Here is an 18,745-nt window from a genome sequence, read left to right as displayed (position 1 = left end):
GCAGCTCAGCGTGTAGGCGAGCTTCTCTCTGTACACGTTATTCCACGTCCCGATGGCATGGTTGAGTCCATTTTGCCGCACGCAGAGTAAGAAGCTAGTACATTACATGGCGTTTGGCTTCCTTCTTGTGTAGGGCGTCAATATGAAAAGAGTTATGATGCAAGAATTCGACTATGATCTTCAAAGCATCCAGGCGGCGCGTGACTTAGCTCGAAAGGGTAAAGTTGCAGCAAATCAGCTTGCAACATATACCAGCGAACAGATCGACCGTATTTTGTGTGCAATGGTTGATGCTGCAGAGCAAAATGCCGAGGCACTCGCACAAATGGCTGTAGATGAAACGGGTTTTGGTAACGTTCACGATAAGATTTATAAGAACCATATGGCTTCTGGTCTGCTCTACGAGCAAATCAAGGACAAGAAAACCATTGGTATAATCGATGTGGATGAAAAAAACGAAGTCATTACCATTGCAGAGCCAGTTGGTCTGCTTATGGGTATTACTCCGTCTACCAATCCCACTTCAACGGTAATTTACAAATCGATAATTGCACTTAAATCCCGCAATGCAATTGTCTTTTCTCCCCATCCTCAGGCAGCTAAATGCACTAATTTAGCCATTCAAATTATGAGTGATGCGGCAGTGAGTGCAGGTGCTCCCGAGAATTGCATCCAGGGTATTACAATTTCTAGTATGGCAGCTGCAGAAACCCTTATGCATGCACCTGAAGTTGATATGATTATTGCTACAGGTGGTCCCGCTATGGTAAAAGCTGCCTATAGCTCTGGCAAGCCTGCTTTGGGTGTTGGTGCTGGTAATTCTCCTGCTTATATCGAGCGCTCAGCCGATATTCATGCAGCTGTAAAGCGTATTATTGCTTCCAAGACCTTTGATAACGGTACTATTTGTGCTTCTGAGCAAAGTGTTATCTGCGAGACCTATAACCACGATAAGGTTGTTGCGGAATTTAAGAGCCAGGGTGGCTATTTCATGACCGAAGAAGAGTGTGCCAAGGTATGCTCTTTGTTGTTCCGCAATGGCCATGCTATGTGCCCCAAGTTTGTGGGTAGAGATCCACAAACCATTGCTCGCGCTGCTGGTATTACCATTCCCGAGGGTACCAAGGTGCTTCTTGGTGAGCAGAAGGGTGTTGGCGATAAGTGGCCTCTTTCCTTTGAGAAACTCACCTGTGTTCTCGCATTTTATACAGTGGAAAATTGGGAAGAAGCTTGCGATTTATCGATTGCTTTGTTGCAAAATGGCATTGGTCATACCATGAGCATTCATACAGAAGACAAAACAATCGTGCGCAAGTTCTCTGTTAAGCCTGCTTCACGTATTCTTATCAATACGGGTGGCACCCAAGGTGGTACAGGTCTTTCTACCGGTCTTGAGGTGGCTCTTACTTTGGGTTGTGGAACCTGGGGAGGCAGTTCAATCTCCGAAAATGTTGGACCCCAGCATCTTATTAACGTAAAGCGCGTAGTAAATGGTCTTACAGAGCCTGATGAGCTTATTGAGCATGATGAGATTTTTGCGCGCTATCATCCTGAGCTTGTAAAGAACTCCACCAATCATGCGACGCAGCAGGCGCATGTTTTAGATACGGTGTCTTCCGAGGTTGCAAAGCATGACCTTGGCATTGAGATGCCCGTGGGACATCAGTCGCCTATTAGCTATTCGGTAGGCTGCAACAGCTGCGCTTCTACGAGCAAACCTGTAATAACTACAGGTTCATCTGATAGCGAAATTGGTTTGGATGACTTGAAGAATATGGTTGATGAGCTGGTAGCAGCATTTAGGGGTTAGTAGTTTAGATGCTTGCGTCGTAATAAGTAAGCAAAAGAACAGCGAACAAAAATCGCTGACCACCAAGGTATATAAGATCGCGTATGGAAACCGTACATTTCTATCAGGAACTTGATCGACTCTTTAGCGAGCCAGGTGCAGATGTGATTGGCTATTTGCAAAAGCAACTGCATCTCGCTCAGCTTGAGGGCGATAATATCATGGTGATAGCAGCAGCGAATGAGCTTGGTAGCCTTTTTCGCGTACGCGGAGAGTTTGCAGATGCAGAGCGTCTTTACAAAAAGACGCTTTTGCTTCTTAATGACGAGCATGCAGATGATTTATCGTATGCCCGGATACTTATAAACCTAGGAGATGTTTACGTTGCTTGGGGAAAGTATAACCAGGCAATTCAAGTGTTTGATGAAGCCGAAAAACTCATTGCTGAACAGTACGATTATTCATATGAACTGAGTGCTCTTTGCAATAACCGCAGTAGTGCTTACCGAGGGTTAGGGCAATTTGAAAAAGCAAAACAAGAATTGAAGCGTGCTGCACAACTTTTAGAGAAGGTTCCTAACTCTGAAGGTCGACGTGCAGTAAACGCTATCAATCTAGCCCAGTCTTTAGTAGATGAAGGGTGTCTAGCTGAAGCAGGAAGAGTACTTGCTCCTGCGCTCACTACTTTTGAAACCCTCAATGGTGGAAGGGATATTCATCGCCCTTATGCCTTGTCTGTAGCAGGAAAGATTGCTTATTTACAAGGACAGTACAGGCATGCACGAGCATGTTATCAATGGGCAGCTCAGCTGCTAAAGGAAAAACTTGGTTCTTCACCAGCAGTTGACGCGCTTATGCATGAAGCGCAGCGTATGGTGGAGTTTGAATAGCGAGAGGAGCGTGACGTGAAGGGGCTTGATATATCAAGGCAATACTTTGCTGCGAATAAGTCTACTCTTCTCGCTGGGCTCCCTTGCGAGATTACCAATCGTATTGCCATTGGACTTGTTGGTGCTGGATCCGAATGTTTAGGTTTTGATGACGAGCTTTCTCGTGATCATGATTTTGGACCAGGTTTTTGTATATGGCTTCCTCGTAGTATGTATGCTACGTGGAAAGATGAATTTACTCGGCGTTATGAAGCATTGCCATCTTCCTTTAACGGTATGACACGTCAAGAAAGTGAGCTTGCAGGACAGCGCGTTGGTGTTTTTGAAACACAGGCTTTTTATCGACTTTTTACTGGTCTTGATCGAGCACCCCAAACGGATAGTGAGTGGCTGGCTATTCCCGAGCAGCTGTTAGCAATGTCTGTAAGCGGTGAAGTGTTTTTTGATCCCTCGGGCTTTTTTAGTTCCATTCGTCAAGAGCTCCTGGGGTTTTACCCTGAAGTGGTTATTCGCAAAAAGATTGCAGCTAATATGGCTCAGATGGCGCAGGCAGGACAATATAATCTTTTGCGTTGCAGCAAGCGAGTCGACTTTGTAGCTGCAGATGCAGCGCGCACAGAATTTATGTGGTCCACTATGGCGGTTTTACATCTGTTATCTCGTTGCTATATGCCGTACTATAAGTGGTCTTTTCGCTCATTGGTAGAGCACGCTTGTGTTCCTGATTCTCTTTGTGTATCTCTGCAGCATATTGCACAATCTCCTATAGACAAACTTGATATCCATGAAGTTGAATATCTGTGTGCTGTTGTGCTTGGCTCGGTTAAAAAGCTGGGATGGACATCTGTGACGGGAGATTTTTTGCTCGATGCTGCTCGTGACATATGGCAGTCACTTAATAGCAGTGAACTACGCATGCGCCCTCTAGCAGAGGGGGTGTATCGTCCATGACGGCATCTGACAGGCACTATGCGGCACAAGACCGTGACAATAGTTGCACTGATTGTTGTATTGGTCAGCATCAAATAAACGACTACTTCACGATTCCAGAAGTGATTGCTTTGTTGGATGAACTTGGCAAAACCAAAGCGTTCCGTACAGCGCTGGAAAAGACAGTTTCACTGGAATGGAAACAGTTTGACCAGGTAAAGCATATTGATGGTAGAGCTGCATGTCAGGATGACGCTCGTTCGTTTTTTGTGTATCGGACAGCGCAGTACCTGGCCTTTCCCGAAGTTTTACTTACTAGTGCACTTCATACGCTTGAGCTTGCGCAGCAAGACGGTAGAAATCTGATTGAAGAAAAGTATGCACGCATGATGTATCTGAGTAATCCTCAAGAATACAAATGCACGGGAAGAAGTGTTGTACAGCAGCCGTCTCCAGTAAAAAAGCAAGTTCTTGATGAGATATATCAAATTCTTAAGCAACAACTTACCTTTGCAGGAGAGATTCTTCCTGTAACACATGGTCATGCTCGTCCTGATACAACCCTCACAAATCAGATTTCCTCACTGGATTATTTTATTGCCGAGCTTGTACCGTTTCGTCTGAGTATGTTATTTGATTTAGTCAATACACTTGCCGATATGGCTTGTCACAAATGCAATCCCATCGCTAGAACCTACATCTTTGCGATGCGTGTAATGCAAGCAGTAGAGGTGGTTAAGCAATGAGTCTTGATAATGATAAGAAGGAGAAACTTTATCAAATTGGCGAAGTCAGCCGAATGGGAGGTATCTCTCAGCGCACACTGCGTCATTACAATAAGCTAAAGTTGCTCGAGCCAGACTTTGTGGATGATAATAACTATCGTTATTACTCGTTGCAGACCATGCTAAAGTTACCAGTCATTCGCTATCTTAGGATGCTTGGTTTTTCGCTTAAAGAGATTGCTCCTATGCTTAGGAGCAAAAACCTCAGTCAAGTTATGCGCAGTTTTGAAAAGCGTTTGGATAAGTATGACCAAGAGGCGTGTAAGCTTGCCGAGCAGCGAGAAGCACTGGATGATTGGAATCGTCTGGTAAGCGAAGCGAGTTTTGTGTTGAGCGTAAAGCCCGTTAGCATTGGTGTGAAGTACAAAAGCTCTGCAGATCTTATTTGTATGCCATATCGCTTTACAGGTAATTATGCAGAAGCAGTTGTGAGTTTAGACTTTGCTGCGTTTGTTGAAAAATGTGATAACGCTATTACTGGTCCGGTAATCATTCGTTTTGGCTCACTTGATCAAGCACGTAAGGCATCCTGTGATGCCGCCCCTTGTGATGTGCACTTACTTCAGAGAGCCATGCGACCTATTGCTCCCGAAAATACCTATCAGGTAAAAGGCGGCATGTACCTGGCTGCTTATCATATTGGTCCATTTAATAAGTTTTGCGAGACCTGCGATCGCATGGATGCTTTTGCCAAGCGCGCAGGGTATCACCTAGAAGATGGCTGTTACATGCGCTTTGTAACAGACTACTGGACTACGTATGACTCGAATCTTTTTGTATCCGAAATACTTGTGCCCATTAAAACTGACGAAGAATAAGTTGCCTATATACGAGATTTGACCGTCTTTGCATAGATGAGTTCAAAAAAGAGAAGTAATAAGAGGGAAGAGAAACGATGAAGGAATTCAAGCTTAAGACAGAGCTATTCTTTGGAACACAAGCCATTCATCATCTAAGCACCATTGACTGCTCTCACGTGCTTGTGATTACGGATGATTTTTTGGCAAAGTCTGGCATGGTGGCTAAAATGACTCAGCACTTGCCACAGGGTGTAGCATGTCATGTCTATTCAAACGTCAAGCCAGACCCGAGTCAGGAATTGGTTGATGAGGGCGTTGAGATGATTTGTGACGTCAAGCCTGACCTTGTTATTTCTTTTGGCGGAGGCTCATGTATTGATGCCACTAAAGCGATTCTTTATTTTGCTCATGAACGTGGACTCAAAAGACCTTACTTTTTGGCTATTCCAACTACAGCAGGTACGGGTTCAGAAGTTACTAATTTTGCAATTATTACACGTGGTCCCAACAAAATAGCGCTTATAGATGACTTCTTAGCACCTGATGGAGCTTTGCTCGAGGCAGACTTTACGCGCTCTGTTCCTCCTCGCATAACAGTAGATACTGGTTTGGATGCTTTATCTCATGCGCTGGAGTCTTATGTAAGCACGGAGGCCACACCCTTTTCGCAAGCACTATCTGTAAAAGTGCTACGCATGATATTTGAGGATTTGCCTGTTGTATATCGCGATGGTATGGCTATGAGGAACCGCGCGCGCATGATGGAGGCAGCCTGTGCAGCTGGTATTGCTTTTACTAATGCTGGTTTGGGCATTAATCACTCATTGGCGCATGCTTTGGGTGGACGATTCCATGTAGCACACGGCAGACTCATTGCTATTCTCATGCCGTACGTTATTGCTTTTCATATTAGTGATTCCACCTATGCTGAGCCTTACAATCAGCTTGCACATGAGCTTGGGCTACAAGATGCTCACGCGTTGTTGGAAAAGATCATGCTGTTCCTTCGTGAACTTGATGTGGAGACATCTTTATCAGAACTTAGCGGTATTGAATCTGCAGCTTTTGAAAAGGAGCTTGTTGCTATGGCTGAGGCTGCTCAACACGATCGTTGCACGCCTACTAATGTTCGATATGTCTCCCAACAGGATTTGATTAACATTTATCGTCAAGCATTTCATGCATAGATTGATATATTGATTTAAGCGCATATCAAGTGCAAATCAAGAAAGAACCGCCTTCCACCTTTTAAAGGAAGGCGGTTGATTTTTATTTTTCAAGGCGACTACTCATTAAGGTATCTCTATCCAAAAAGACGCGATACATAGCATCATATTCTTGTAGTTGATAAGGAAAGTCCACACGATAATGGCTTCCCCGACTTTCTTTACGAGCTTGAACTGCTGTTATCAGTGCTTGTGCTTCAAGAAGAAGATTACGCTGGATAAAGGTAGCTGCAAGCTGATCATTCCATGTTTGCTCTGTAAATTTGGTTTGTTCAGATTGGGTGAGTTCTTTAAAGTTGTAGGTTGTATCACGCGTAATTTGAGTAAACTCGCTGAGTTTTTGCGCAGTTTGAGTGAGTAGATTTTCATTTCGGTTGAGGATGCATGACTGTTGCATGAGCCTGCGTATGTCATCTGTTAGGTCTTGGGCATGTATAGTTGCTTGACCCTGTGTAAAAGAGTGTAAGAAATCAAGATGGATACTATAGGATTTTTGTACAGAGTCTTGAGCGCTTTGTGCCTGTGTTGCCGCAGATGCTCCTGCAATGCGACCAAAGACAAGGGCATTAGCGCTAGATAAACCTCCCAGGCGATCGGCACCATGCATGCCCCCACATACTTCGCCTGCAGCAAATAATCCATCTGGACCACCTATACAGTGAGCCAGACTATCAATATAGATTCCACCGTTAGACGCATGGGGCCATATACTTATATCAAGTGCGCTATCCTTTGTTATATCAGCAGTTTTATGCAACCATGAAAAATAGCTTTGCATAAACTCTGGAATATCATTGGGCATATCATAGTGAACCCTTACCGTATTGAAGGGTTGTTTAGCAATACTAAGATCAAGTACTGCGTCAGATAAACGACAGGAAAATGGACCATGCTCGGAACGCGCATCTAAAAGTTCATCGCTTATGTGAGATAAAGGCATATCATCAAGCGAACTTACCCGAGCATATTTAAAAGTTTTTTCATTAAAAACAACGCCATAAACAGGGGCAACAATGGTAGGCATGAGCTGAATAAACTCGGCGTTTACCAAAGAGCATCCGTGCTTAAGAGCAATGGCGTGGGCAGTAGAAAGAACGTCGTTTTGCGTAAGAGTTGGATGAAAAAGACCACCAAAACCACCTGTTGCCAATACAAGCGCTGAGCAACTAATTACCACAGGCCTGTGCTTTTCTAAGTTGTAGATAAGTGCACCGCGTATGTGCTTGTCCTTTTGTATAAGGTCAAGCAAACTATGGTGGGGCAGAAGAGTGATGTCATATTTTGTAAATAAAGAACTAAAGGCTCCTCGTAGCGCATTGTGTTCCAAGCCGTGCCAGCTGCGATGCTTATAATCAAAGCAGGGAATATAATCGCGCTGCATTGCGGCAGTGGTACTGGCATGTCGCAAGTGGCATTTACAGCTATACTTAAGCCATGTAAGAGATGGCTCGATGTTATGTACCAGAGTATGAACAAGGGTTGGGTCTACTACCTTACAGCCAACAGAAGCAATAGTTTGTTCGAGGTCTTTCTCGTCAGATGGATTTTCGGGAGCAATCAGACCAAGGCCCCAGGTTCCTCCAAAAAAACTCGAGCCAGAAAAAATATCTCCATGACTTACCAAGGCTACGTGTGCGCCTTCCTGAGCAGCAGATATGGCAGCAGTACAGCCTGCGATGCCCGATCCTATAACCAGAACATCGTAAGAAGAAATGGGGGCTGTGTCTGCATACATAAAATATCCTTTATCTACTGGGTAAACAAGCTATAGTGTAATGTAACAATGCATACTGAGGTCGATATACCAGTCATCTTTTGTTTGAGTTCGGCTGATTTTTTATGCGCAAAATAATTGCGTATCCGTTTGTTTTATCACAAACAATGAACAGTAATTGGTAGCCAACTTCTGCATGAAGCATAAATTTGACGCAAAGTGATATGCCAGTTTGGTAAGAAAAACAAAATATATTTGTGCTATTTCGTCAAGAATTTTTATTTTTCGTACCATGTATCGAATGTTTTAGCCCGCTCGGCGATTATTTGTCTAATAGTTGGTGTATCAGTTGGCATTTCTCAATACTATTAACGAAGTTGCAAGGTATTACATATGCGCGCAGCACACTGCTTCGCGCGTCGTACTCGAGATTGGAGATCGAGAGATGCTTCACAACGCTGGTATGACTCGTCGTTCGTTCCTTGGCGCAACTTCTGCTGCTGCCGCCTTCTTGGGCCTCGGCCTGGTAGGCTGTGGTGGCGAGAAGAAGCCCGAAGAAGTCAAGGCAAATACGGACGCAACCATTGCTATTGCTAACGCATACAAGACCAAGAACTTCCATCCATCCAACACTTCTTCTGCTTTGGCCTGTGGTACTAACTGGCATGTAGTAGAAGGCCTTTATGGCTTCGACTACAGCGATTACTCCGTACACAAGGAGCTTGCAGCTGAGGATGAGCCTACCAAGGTTGATGACACTACCTTTGAGATTGCTCTTCGTAAGGATGCCAAGTTCTCTGATGGCACTCCTGTAACTGCTGATGACGTAGTTAAGTCTTTTGAGCGCTGCACTGCTGAGGGCAATATTTACATTCCTATGCTGTCTCCCATTGCTTCTATCGAGAAGAAGGATGACACCACAGTAACCGTAAAGACCGCCTATCCATTCTCTTTGCTTAAGCAGCGTCTTGCTATTGTTCGTATTGTTCCTGCTTCCATGGATGACGAGACTCTGACCACCAAGCCCATTGGTTCTGGTCCTTGGGCATATGACAAGGTTGATGGTGAGGTTCAGGTTACCGCTAAGCCTAACGAGCACTACAATGGTGACTTCAAGGCTGGCGCTGGTATGATGCAGTGGGATGTTCAGGTAGACGCTACCGCTCGTAAGACCGCCTTTAATGAGGGCACGGACATGATTATGGAGTCCGTACCTGCAGAGGATGTTGAGGGCATTAAGTCTGCTGGCGCTAAGGTAGACACCGTTCAGGGCTTTGGTCTTGTATTTATGATGATGAACGCAACCAAGGCTCCCTTTGATAACGTTAAGGTACGCCAGGCTTGCCGCTATGCTCTTGATGTAGACAAGATGATTGCAAACACCTTCTCTGGTCAGGCAGCAGCTTTGAGCAGCTATCTCCCCGAGAATCACGCCAACTTCCACAAGGCAGCTACCGTTTATACCCACGACGTAGACAAGGCTAAGGCACTTCTTTCTGAGGCTGGTTACACTCCTGGCAAGATTACCCTTTCCACTACTGATGCTGACTTTGTAGTATCTATGTCTGCACAGGTACAGCAGGACCTTGAGGCTATTGGCTTTACCGTAGAGATTCAGAAGAATCAGTCTTCTGCTATGTACTCTGCAATCGACCAGGATCCTCAGAGCTATGACATCGTTTTGGCCCCTGGTGATCCTTCCTGCTTTGGTAATGACCCTGACCTGCTTATGAACTGGTTCTATGGCAACAATACATGGACTCAGAAGCGCACCCAGTGGGCAGAAGATCCTAAGTGCAAGGAGCTTCAGGACCTCATGGCCAAGGCTGTTACCAAGGAAGGCTCCGAGCAGCAGGACCTCTGGAACCAGTGCTTTGACATCATTGCCGAGCAGGCTCCTTTGTATCCTGTCGTACACAAGCAGGTTAACACCGCTTACTACGAGGATAAGATTGCTGACTTCAAGGGTATTGGCACCACTGGTGTATACACCGTTGGCGCTAAGGCTAAGTAAATCTATTAAAGATCTAGCGTCACATGCAACCTAAGTTGCAGTAAAGTTTTTTGAAAAAGGGAGGTCTCGAGAACCACGAGGTGCTCGAGACCTCTTTGTGAAAAAGCACGAAAAGAGAGAGGAGCAGCACAGTGAGCAATCTTTTGAGACTCATTGGGCGAAGGATTGTTGCCTTGCCCTTTATGGTTCTCGGTGCAACGCTTCTGGTGTTTGTTCTTATGTCATTCTCTCCCGTAGATCCTGCGTACTCGCAGCTTGGAGAAAATGTCACGCCCGAGGCGGTAGCCCAGTACCATGCAGCGCATGGTCTTGATGATCCGCTGCCTGTTCGTTATGTTCGCTACATGGGAGGTTTCCTACAGGGAGACCTTGGTACCTATGGTGTTAACAATTCTTCGGTTAACGCAAAGATTGCCGATGCATTGCCTATTACCATGCAGCTTACGTTTTTGGGTCTTATTTTTGGTGCTGTTTTGGCATTTGTTTTGGGTATTATTGCTGCTTTGTATCGAGATCGTTGGCCTGATCAGCTTATTCGCGTTATTTCAATTTTGTCGCTGGCTACGCCTTCGTTTTGGCTTGCAGTACTACTTATCCTGCTTCTCTCTGCTAACCTCCATGCACTTCCTGCCTCCGGTCCTTTGCCTGCGCTGTTTACGCTTGGCTGGTGGCGCCGCATGATTATGCCCGCAATAGCTTTGGGCACTCCTTTGTCTGGTCAGCTTACCCGTGTTATTCGTACCGCGATGGTAGAGGAGTTGGACAAAGATTACGTTCGCACTGCTATTGGTGCTGGTATTCCCAAGCGTACTGTTGTTGCAAAAAACGTTTTGCGTAATGCTCTTATCACCCCCGTAACCACTCTCGGTATGAAGATTGGTTATTTGCTTGGTGGTGCAGTTGTTATTGAGGTTATCTTTGCTCTTCCTGGCATGGGTACCGCAATTACTACGGGCATTCAGGGTAATGAGCCCAACTTGGTGCAGGGTGTTGTAATTGTTGTTGCTCTGTCGTTTATCATCATCAACATTGTGGTTGACATGCTTTACATCCTTATCAACCCCAGGATAAGGACGGTGTAATCATGCGTAAAAATCAAGCAGCTGCAGTAGAAGAAGCAGTACAAAAGAAAGCTAAGTTTGCGGGCTTTAAGCGTATGAGCACCGCTTCCAAGATTTCTTTACTTGTCCTGGCCTTGGTGGCTTTAAGTGCAATTTTTGCCTCGATTGTTGCTCCTCATGACCCCTTTGAGATTTTTATAGCTCGTCAGGCTCCATCTCCAGGCTTTTTGTTTGGTACTGACGATAAGGGCCGCGATGTTTTGTCCCGTATTTTGTACGGTGGCCGTTTCTCTTTGGTTATTGGCTTTAGTGCAACGGGTGTCGCTCTGATAGTTGGCTCTATCCTTGGTTCTTTTGCGGCTGTTTCCCGCAAGTGGATTTCTGAGCTCATCATGCGTATCTTGGACGTTGTTATGTCCTTCCCGGGTATTGCACTGGCAGCCGTCTTTGTATCCATCTTGGGCAACAGCATGCCTGGCATCATCTTCTCTATTGGCTTTATGTATATTCCTCAGATTGCACGCTTGGTACGTGCAAACATTGTGAGCGAGTACGGAGAAGATTACGTACGTGCTGTTGTTGTATCTGGTGCACGTGCTCCTTGGATTTTGTGGCGCCACGTTATGCGTAACTGCATTGCTCCCATCATGGTATATGCCGTAACTTTGGTTGCAGACGCCATTATCTTTGAGGCTTCTCTTACGTTTATCTCTGCTGGTATTCAGGAGCCTACTCCTACTTGGGGTAATATCATTGCGGATGCCCGCGGTGGTGTTTTGGCAGGTCGTTGGTGGCAGGCAATGTATCCCGGTATGGCGATTATGATTACCTGTTTGTGCCTTAACATCTTGTCTGAGGGCATTACAGATGCTTTGGTAGCTGCTCCTTCTGCACCCGTGGAAGATCATGACCCCGAGGCTGTCCGTGAGGCGGACCGTCTGGTTGCAGATCCTGTGGCAGCATATGCCGCTCAGGCCGAGTCCCTTAACAAATCTTTGACAGCATTGGCTACGGTGGAAGGTGCACGTACGGATCGTCATGCACCTGATTACAGCGTTGCACCCTTGCTGAAAGTCAAGGATCTTTGCATTAAATTCCCGCGTCATGGTGATGTGAATGTAGTAGACCACGTAAGTTTTGATGTACGTCCTGGTCAGACCATGGGTCTGGTAGGCGAGTCTGGTTGCGGAAAGTCTATTACCTCTCTTACTATCATGGGTCTTATCGATAGCCGCGCTCAGATTTCGGGCGAGGTACTCTACGAGGGCAAAAACTTGCTAGAGATGTCCGATAAGCAGCGTAATGATCTGCGTGGTCACGAGATTGCTATGGTATATCAGGATGCCTTGAGTTCTCTTAACCCTTCTATGCTTATTAAGGCTCAGATGAAGCAACTCACGGATCGTGGTGGCACTCGTTCTGCAGAGGACTTGCTGTCTTTAGTAGGTTTGGATCCCAAGCGCGTTTTGGAAAGTTATCCTCACGAGTTGTCGGGCGGCCAGCGTCAGCGTGTTCTGATTGCTATGGCGCTTACGCGCGATCCTAAGCTTGTTATTTGCGATGAGCCCACTACCGCTTTGGATGTAACCGTTCAGAAGCAGGTTATTAAGCTACTCAATGAGTTGCAAGCTAAACTTGGTTTTGCCATGATTTTCGTGTCGCATGACCTTGCTTTGGTAGCTGAGGTTGCTTCGGATATTACGGTTATGTATGCAGGTCAGGTTATCGAGCAGGCTCCTACCAAGGAACTTCTCACCAATCCTATTCACGAGTACACACGTGGTCTTTTGGGTTCAGTTATTTCTATCGAGGGTGGTGCGGGTCGTTTGCATCAGGTTCCTGGTACGGTTCCCAGTCCTCAGGACTTTGCACCTGGAGATCGCTTTGCCCCGCGTTCAAGCCATCCTGAGGTCGGTATAGACATCCATCCAGTTCTGAAAGAGATTCCTGGTACACACCACGTAGTCTCCGAGTTGCCTGATGAGGCTCTTGCAGCTGCAGGACTTACTTCGTTTCTTGAAGGAGGTGCGGCATGAGTGGCACAACTGTCGAGAAGAACATGCCAGTAACTATTGATGACGGTACTGTTGATGGTGTTACTCCTATCATTTACCTGGATGATGTACATGTTACGTTCCGTACTCGCACGGGCTCTATTTTGCACCCCAACTTGGTACATGCCGTTCAGGGTGTAACCTTGCGTTTAATGCCTGGTAAGACTTTGGGCATTGTAGGTGAATCTGGCTGCGGTAAGTCTACAACTGCTAATGTTATGTGTGGTTTGCAGGCTCCCACCTCTGGTCATGTCTTCTTTAAGGGTAATGATGTAACCAAGCGCACTGCTGCCGATCGTCTTAAGATTGGTCGCGTTATCTCGGTGGTATTCCAAGATCCCGCAACGGCTCTTAATGCTCGTATGTCTGTACACGACCAGCTGCTTGACCCCATGCTGGTTCACAGTGTTCTTACACCTGTTGAGCGTGAGCGACGTGTGCGTGATCTTATTGGTATGGTAGGCCTTCCTTCTAGTTCTTTGGAGGCTTTACCTGGACAGTTGTCCGGTGGCCAGCGTCAGCGTGTTGCTATTGCACGAGCCCTTGCCATTGGTCCTGATGCCATCATCGCAGACGAGCCTACCTCTGCATTGGACGTTTCTGTTCGTGCACAGATTTTGAACCTGCTTACAGACCTTAAGCGCGATCTTGGTCTTGCTATGGTCTTTATTAGCCATGATATTCAGACTGTTCGCTACATTTCTGATGACATCATGGTTATGAATGGCGGTAAGGTTGTAGAGCAGGGCCCTGCAAAAGATATTTTTGAGAAGCCTCAGGATGACTACACCAAGTTGTTGCTTGGTGCCGCTCCTTCATTGCTTCATCCTAAGCTTGGGCAGTAATCCAAGTAATTTGTAATATGAAGATGCCTCGCGTATGTGCGAGGCATCTTTCTAGAGCATCCTGCGAAAGCATGAGCAATGGCTAGTTTTTTTGAACAACAAAAAACCCTTGAAGCTTACAAGGGAACCAATCCTATCCCTACGGATTTTGATGAGTTTTGGGCAGATCGTATGCGCGAAGCAGATGGTGTGATTTTGCGCTATACGCTTGAGCGTGCCGAGGTTGATTCTTATCCCAGCTGCGAGTTTTATAACCTATGGTTTGAAGGGATGGGTAACGCACGTCTTTATGCTCGTTTTTTGCGACCGGTTTCTGATAAGCCCATGCCTGTTGTACTGCGTTTTCATGGTTATCCTGGACGTACCCGCAGTTGGTTAGAAAATTGTTCCTTTGTCGGAATGGGCTTTGCTACTATTACGATGGATAATCCTGGACAGGGTGGTCGTAGTCAAGATTTGGGTGGCTATACGGGTACTACCGTTTCTGGACACCTCATTGCTGGTCTTGATGGTCCTGCAAAGGATATGTATTACGTACGTCTTTACCAAAACATTCGTATTTTGTGTCGCATTGTGCAAGAGCTTGATGGCTTGGATGTCACTAATGTGCAGGTATATGGTGATTCACAGGGTGGTGGCGTAGGAATTGCCACCTGTGCTCTTAATCCAGACCTTATCAAACGTGCGGCAATTCTGTATCCATTTTTGTCTGACTTCCAAAAGGTGTGTGAGCTTGGAGCAGATCAGATTGCCTACGAAGGTTTGCGCTACTATGCCCGTTGGTTTGACGCTACAGCAAGTCATGCTCAAGAGAAGTTTACACAGATGGGCTATATTGACTCCTTATCTTTTGCGCATATGGTGCGTGCAGAGGTGTTGTTTGGCACAGGTCTTGTAGATGTGGTATGTCCTCTGCCCACGCAATATGCGGTGTATAACAATATGGCCTGCCCCAAAAAGCATGTGTTGTTCCCCGAGTTTGGTCATGAAGAGATTCCTGCCTTTGATGACATGGTTATTAACTTCTTTTGTGGGGGAGGACTTGACGCATGATTCCAGCAAACGAGAAGGGCTTGTTTCCTCTACAAGAACTGCGTCTCAAGATAATTGATGAGTATGTCTCATCATGTGAATATACCTTACGTGCTGCAGAAGTTGGAGCGTATTCGTCTGTCGCTTGTTACGAACACATGGAATTTTTAGCACCAGATATGGTTACGCTGTTTGCGCGTGTTCTTACGCCAAAAGGTACCACGCAAACAAACTATCCAACCATCATATACTTTCACGACATGAATCAGGGCCCTCGCAGCTGGGCTCATCTTACCCGTTGGGTTGCCTTGGGATATCGTGTAGTTATGCTGGAGCAACGCTTTTGGTCACATGACATTGCCTATTGCGAAGGTACTGAGTTTTGGACACTTATAGAAGACGCTGTTGTGACCTTTGAACTTGCTTGTCGTTTGCCTCAAACTAATACGGCGCACATTGCGCTGGTAGGCGAGGGTACTGGTGCGGGATTGGCACTTGATCTTGCAGGTATTATGGGACAGCGTGTAGCAAAATTGGCAGTGCTTAATCCCTGTCCTACTAATATAAGCCAAGCTTGGTATAGTAATGCAACAACTCCCGTTTATGCAGGTATCCACAGGCATTTTAAGTATGTAGATCCACAGGCTACCCATGTAAATAAGCTGTTTGAGTTGCTTACACAAATAGACTGCATGACATACGCTCCGCAAGTCACTGCCGCCACACTTTTTGGTGTTGGTCAGCTTGGGCAAGAAGCTCAAATTTCTTCTCTGGAAGCTTTGTATAACCTGTTAGGCTCTAGTAGCAAGAAGCTTGTCTCGTATCCCAAATGGGGTTACGAGCGCATCAATGATTTTGAAGATGAGATTTTGCAATTCATTCACTTTGAAAGGAATAACGTATGAGTAATTTTAAGATTTCTGGTGTAATACCTCCCGTAGTTGTTCCCGAACTTGAGGACCACTCTTTGGATGTACCTTCTTTTGAGAAGCTCATCAATAAGATGATTAACGCTGGGGTGGATGGTCTGTTCTTCTTGGGTTCCTCTGGTGAAGTGGTATTTTCTACCGATGAGGTTCGTGAGCAGGTAATTCGCGAGGCTGTTCGTATTGTGAACCATCGTGTACCTGTTTTGGTTGGCATTATTGATACCGAGACCGAGCGTGTGTTGCAGCATGGTCGTCAGGCAGAGCGCTTGGGTGCAGATGCCGTAGTGGCAACCGCTCCTTTTTATGCGCTGGGTGGCCTGGCCGAGATGGCAGAGCATTTCCGTATCTTGGCACGCGAGCTCACATTGCCAGTATTTGCCTACGATATTCCAGTCTGTGTTCACACCAAGCTTCCCTGGAAGCTTGCTATAGAGTTGGGTAAAGAAGGAACCCTTGCTGGCGTTAAAGACTCTTCTGGTGACGACATTAACTTCCGTTATCTTTGCCAAGCTAACGAGAAGGCCGGTCATCCTATGAGTCTTCTTACAGGCCACGAAATTGTGGTAGATGGTGCTTATTTATCTGGTGCAGATGGCTCCGTTCCTGGCTTAGCAAACGTAGAGCCTGAGGGTTATGTGCGTATGTGGAAGGCCTATCAAGCTGGTGATTGGGCAACGGTTAAGGCAGAGCAGGACAAACTCAACGAGCTTTCTCACATCTTTGATGTTACTTCCGGTTTGCAAGGCTATGCAGGTGGTGTAGGTGCGTTTAAAACTGCTTTGTGGCTCATGGGTGTATTCTCTACCAATCAGATGCCTCGCCCCGTTAAGGCTATGGACAGCCAAAATGTCGAGAAGATCCGTGAGGTTCTTAAGACAAACGGCTTGCTGTAAGTTGTAGTTGAGTGGCATGTTTCGCGCGGTTGTTTTTGTGTTGCGTGAGGGATGCTCAGTATAAAGGATGTGCCATGGCAGAGAAAATTGCTGTTGTAGCTGTAGACATTGGTGGAACAAAAATTGCCACAAGCATTGTGTTGTTTACTCAAAGCACTCCCCAAGTTGTGCCAGTAAGTAAAGTGCCAACCAATGCTGCTGCAGGTGGACCTCAGGTATTGGTAACCGTTATTCAGCAGGTGCTTGCTGCTCAGGACAGTGCTGCCCAACAAGGTATTGAACTTGTAGGTGTTGGCATTTCCAGCGCTGGCGTTATTGATCCTCTAAGCGGTACAGTTACGTTTGCAAATGAGATTATGCCTGGTTGGACAGGTACCAAGCTTGGTTTAGAGGTGCAAGCGGCAAGTGGCCTTTCCACTAAAGTTCTTAACGATGTACATGCCCATGCACTTGGTGAGGCTCGTTGGGGTGCAGGTAGGGGACATGCAAGTTGCCTAGTTATGGCTGTAGGTACTGGTATTGGTGGCGCTTTTGTGCTTGATGGTCATATTTTACGTGGCGCTCATGATGTAGCTGGTAGCATTGGCCATGTTCTATGTGCAGAGTCTGCTGGTATGCCTTGCGCTTGCGGTCGTGATTCTCATCTGGAAACAGTAGCGGCTGGTCCAGGCATCATTAACTCGTATATAGAGTTTGGTGGTTCTGCTATACAAGAAGACGGCACGTCCATTAATGGTGCAGATATTGATAAGCGCGCTCAAGCTGGTGATAGTGCTGCCCAGCGTGCTGAAGCTCGTTCTGGTCATGCTATTGGTGCTGTGCTGGGTAGTATGTGTAACATGCTTGATCCCCATGCTATCGTGCTTTCTGGATCGGTTGCACAATGTACTCAGTATTGGCACGACGCATTGGCAGAAGGTTTTGCTTCACAGGCTATGGATCCTGTTGCTCACACAGCTATTTTGGAAGGTGCGCTTGGTGGCGACGCTCCGCTTATTGGTGCTGCCGAGAATTTCCTTAACTTTGCCTACGCAGTGTAATGGTTTATCTTTTGGCAAGATCTTAGTTACCTTTGGAGATAGATATTCATGAACCCCATTTTGGAAGCAATTCACGGCAAGCTGGTTGTAAGTGTACAGGCCTATCCCGGAGAGCCTCTGCGCAGGCCCGATATTATGGCTGCTATGTCTTTAGCTGTTCAGAAGGGGGGCGCAGCAGCTATTAGATGTCAGGGTTTAGCAGATATTTCTGCCATTAAAGGACAGGTAGATGTACCTGTTATTGGCCTTTGGAAAGAGGGTCATGAAGGCGTATACATTACGCCAACCTTGCGTCATGCTATGGCATGCGTACATGCTGGCTGCGATATTGTGGCATTGGACGGTACTAATCGCCCTCGTCCAGATGGTCGTACGTTTGAAGAGACGGTAGCAGAGATTAAGAAACAAACCGATGTTCTTATCATGGCTGACTGCATGACGATTGATGATATTCGCCGAGGTGTAGCGTGTGGTTGCGATATTGTGTCTACTACGCTTTCTCATAACAAGGCCGCTATTGACACTACTATGGATGAAGGTCCTGACATTCCTTTACTAAAGCAAGCAACTCAAGAATTCCCTGGTTTTCCTGTAGTATGTGAAGGTCATGTACATACACCAGCAGATGCAAAGGCAGCACTTGATGCAGGCGCCTGGTCTGTTGTGGTGGGGACGGGTATTACGCATCCCACCTCTCTTACAAGCTGGTTTGTTGCTGCTATGGAGCAGTAAGAACTCAAAGA

At 46.2% G+C, this 18,745-nt stretch carries 16 protein-coding genes; 15 read left to right on the top strand and 1 reads right to left on the bottom strand.

Annotated features, from left to right (window positions below; genetic code table 11):
• Nucleotides 1–142: 142 nt before the first annotated feature.
• The 6 genes from G469_RS0107105 (at nucleotide 143) to G469_RS0107080 (ending at nucleotide 6,381) form a co-directional block, all read left to right on the top strand.
• Nucleotides 143–1,810 carry an acetaldehyde dehydrogenase (acetylating) gene (locus G469_RS0107105; protein ID WP_245579133.1) on the top strand — a complete coding sequence of 556 codons (1,668 nt, stop codon included), beginning with the start codon at nucleotides 143–145 and terminating at the stop codon, nucleotides 1,808–1,810.
• Between the two features lie 83 nt (nucleotides 1,811–1,893).
• Complete coding sequence (locus G469_RS0107100; RefSeq protein WP_028264460.1) at nucleotides 1,894–2,679, top strand: tetratricopeptide repeat protein; 786 nt, start codon at nucleotides 1,894–1,896, stop codon at nucleotides 2,677–2,679.
• A gap of 15 nt (nucleotides 2,680–2,694) precedes the next feature.
• Nucleotides 2,695–3,630 (top strand): DUF4037 domain-containing protein, encoded by a 936-nt coding sequence (locus G469_RS0107095; RefSeq protein ID WP_028264459.1) that lies wholly within the window; start codon nucleotides 2,695–2,697, stop codon nucleotides 3,628–3,630.
• Nucleotides 3,627–4,355: a DUF4125 family protein gene (locus G469_RS08995; protein ID WP_051353823.1), complete on the top strand. Its 729-nt coding sequence runs from the start codon at nucleotides 3,627–3,629 to the stop codon at nucleotides 4,353–4,355. Before G469_RS0107095 ends, G469_RS08995 begins: the two co-directional genes overlap by 4 nt.
• A complete protein-coding gene (locus G469_RS0107085) occupies nucleotides 4,352–5,212 on the top strand; it encodes a MerR family transcriptional regulator (RefSeq protein WP_028264458.1) in 861 nt (286 codons plus the stop codon). The genes G469_RS08995 and G469_RS0107085 overlap by 4 nt, the downstream gene beginning before the upstream one ends.
• A 77-nt stretch (nucleotides 5,213–5,289) precedes the next feature.
• Nucleotides 5,290–6,381, top strand: coding sequence for a 1-propanol dehydrogenase PduQ (locus G469_RS0107080; protein ID WP_028264457.1), 1,092 nt, complete (start codon nucleotides 5,290–5,292; stop codon nucleotides 6,379–6,381).
• A gap of 82 nt (nucleotides 6,382–6,463) precedes the next feature.
• Here the strand turns inward: G469_RS0107080 and G469_RS08695 are convergent, their stop codons facing one another.
• On the bottom strand, nucleotides 6,464–8,155 hold the full coding sequence (locus G469_RS08695) for an FAD-dependent oxidoreductase (RefSeq protein WP_035425437.1): 1,692 nt from the start codon (nucleotides 8,153–8,155) through the stop codon (nucleotides 6,464–6,466).
• A gap of 424 nt (nucleotides 8,156–8,579) precedes the next feature.
• Here G469_RS08695 and G469_RS0107070 point away from each other — a divergent pair, with 424 nt between their 5' ends.
• The 9 genes from G469_RS0107070 (at nucleotide 8,580) to G469_RS0107030 (ending at nucleotide 18,734) form a co-directional block, all read left to right on the top strand.
• The gene (locus tag G469_RS0107070) at nucleotides 8,580–10,148 is read left to right on the top strand and encodes an ABC transporter substrate-binding protein (RefSeq protein WP_028264456.1); all 1,569 of its coding nucleotides are present in this window, start codon (nucleotides 8,580–8,582) and stop codon (nucleotides 10,146–10,148) included.
• Between the two features lie 131 nt (nucleotides 10,149–10,279).
• Nucleotides 10,280–11,230: an ABC transporter permease gene (locus G469_RS0107065; RefSeq protein WP_028264455.1), complete on the top strand. Its 951-nt coding sequence runs from the start codon at nucleotides 10,280–10,282 to the stop codon at nucleotides 11,228–11,230.
• A 2-nt stretch (nucleotides 11,231–11,232) separates the two neighbouring features.
• Nucleotides 11,233–13,245, top strand: a complete 2,013-nt coding sequence (locus G469_RS0107060) for a dipeptide/oligopeptide/nickel ABC transporter permease/ATP-binding protein (RefSeq protein WP_028264454.1) — start codon at nucleotides 11,233–11,235, stop codon at nucleotides 13,243–13,245.
• 23 nt (nucleotides 13,246–13,268) lie between these two features.
• Nucleotides 13,269–14,108 carry an ABC transporter ATP-binding protein gene (locus G469_RS0107055; RefSeq protein WP_051353851.1) on the top strand — a complete coding sequence of 280 codons (840 nt, stop codon included), beginning with the start codon at nucleotides 13,269–13,271 and terminating at the stop codon, nucleotides 14,106–14,108.
• Between the two features lie 78 nt (nucleotides 14,109–14,186).
• Nucleotides 14,187–15,161 (top strand): acetylxylan esterase, encoded by a 975-nt coding sequence (locus G469_RS0107050; protein ID WP_028264452.1) that lies wholly within the window; start codon nucleotides 14,187–14,189, stop codon nucleotides 15,159–15,161.
• A complete protein-coding gene (locus G469_RS0107045; protein ID WP_028264451.1) occupies nucleotides 15,158–16,045 on the top strand; it encodes an acetylxylan esterase in 888 nt (295 codons plus the stop codon). Before G469_RS0107050 ends, G469_RS0107045 begins: the two co-directional genes overlap by 4 nt.
• Nucleotides 16,042–16,962 carry a dihydrodipicolinate synthase family protein gene (locus G469_RS0107040; RefSeq protein WP_028264450.1) on the top strand — a complete coding sequence of 307 codons (921 nt, stop codon included), beginning with the start codon at nucleotides 16,042–16,044 and terminating at the stop codon, nucleotides 16,960–16,962. Before G469_RS0107045 ends, G469_RS0107040 begins: the two co-directional genes overlap by 4 nt.
• 74 nt (nucleotides 16,963–17,036) lie before the next feature.
• A complete protein-coding gene (locus G469_RS0107035; protein WP_028264449.1) occupies nucleotides 17,037–18,002 on the top strand; it encodes an ROK family protein in 966 nt (321 codons plus the stop codon).
• A gap of 48 nt (nucleotides 18,003–18,050) precedes the next feature.
• On the top strand, nucleotides 18,051–18,734 hold the full coding sequence (locus G469_RS0107030; protein WP_035425434.1) for an N-acetylmannosamine-6-phosphate 2-epimerase: 684 nt from the start codon (nucleotides 18,051–18,053) through the stop codon (nucleotides 18,732–18,734).
• Nucleotides 18,735–18,745: the final 11 nt, after the last annotated feature.

The sequence above is a fragment of the Atopobium fossor DSM 15642 genome (genome assembly GCF_000483125.1).
GTDB classification, from domain to species: domain Bacteria; phylum Actinomycetota; class Coriobacteriia; order Coriobacteriales; family Atopobiaceae; genus Atopobium; species Atopobium fossor.
This window is presented reverse-complemented; position numbering and strand designations above follow the sequence as displayed.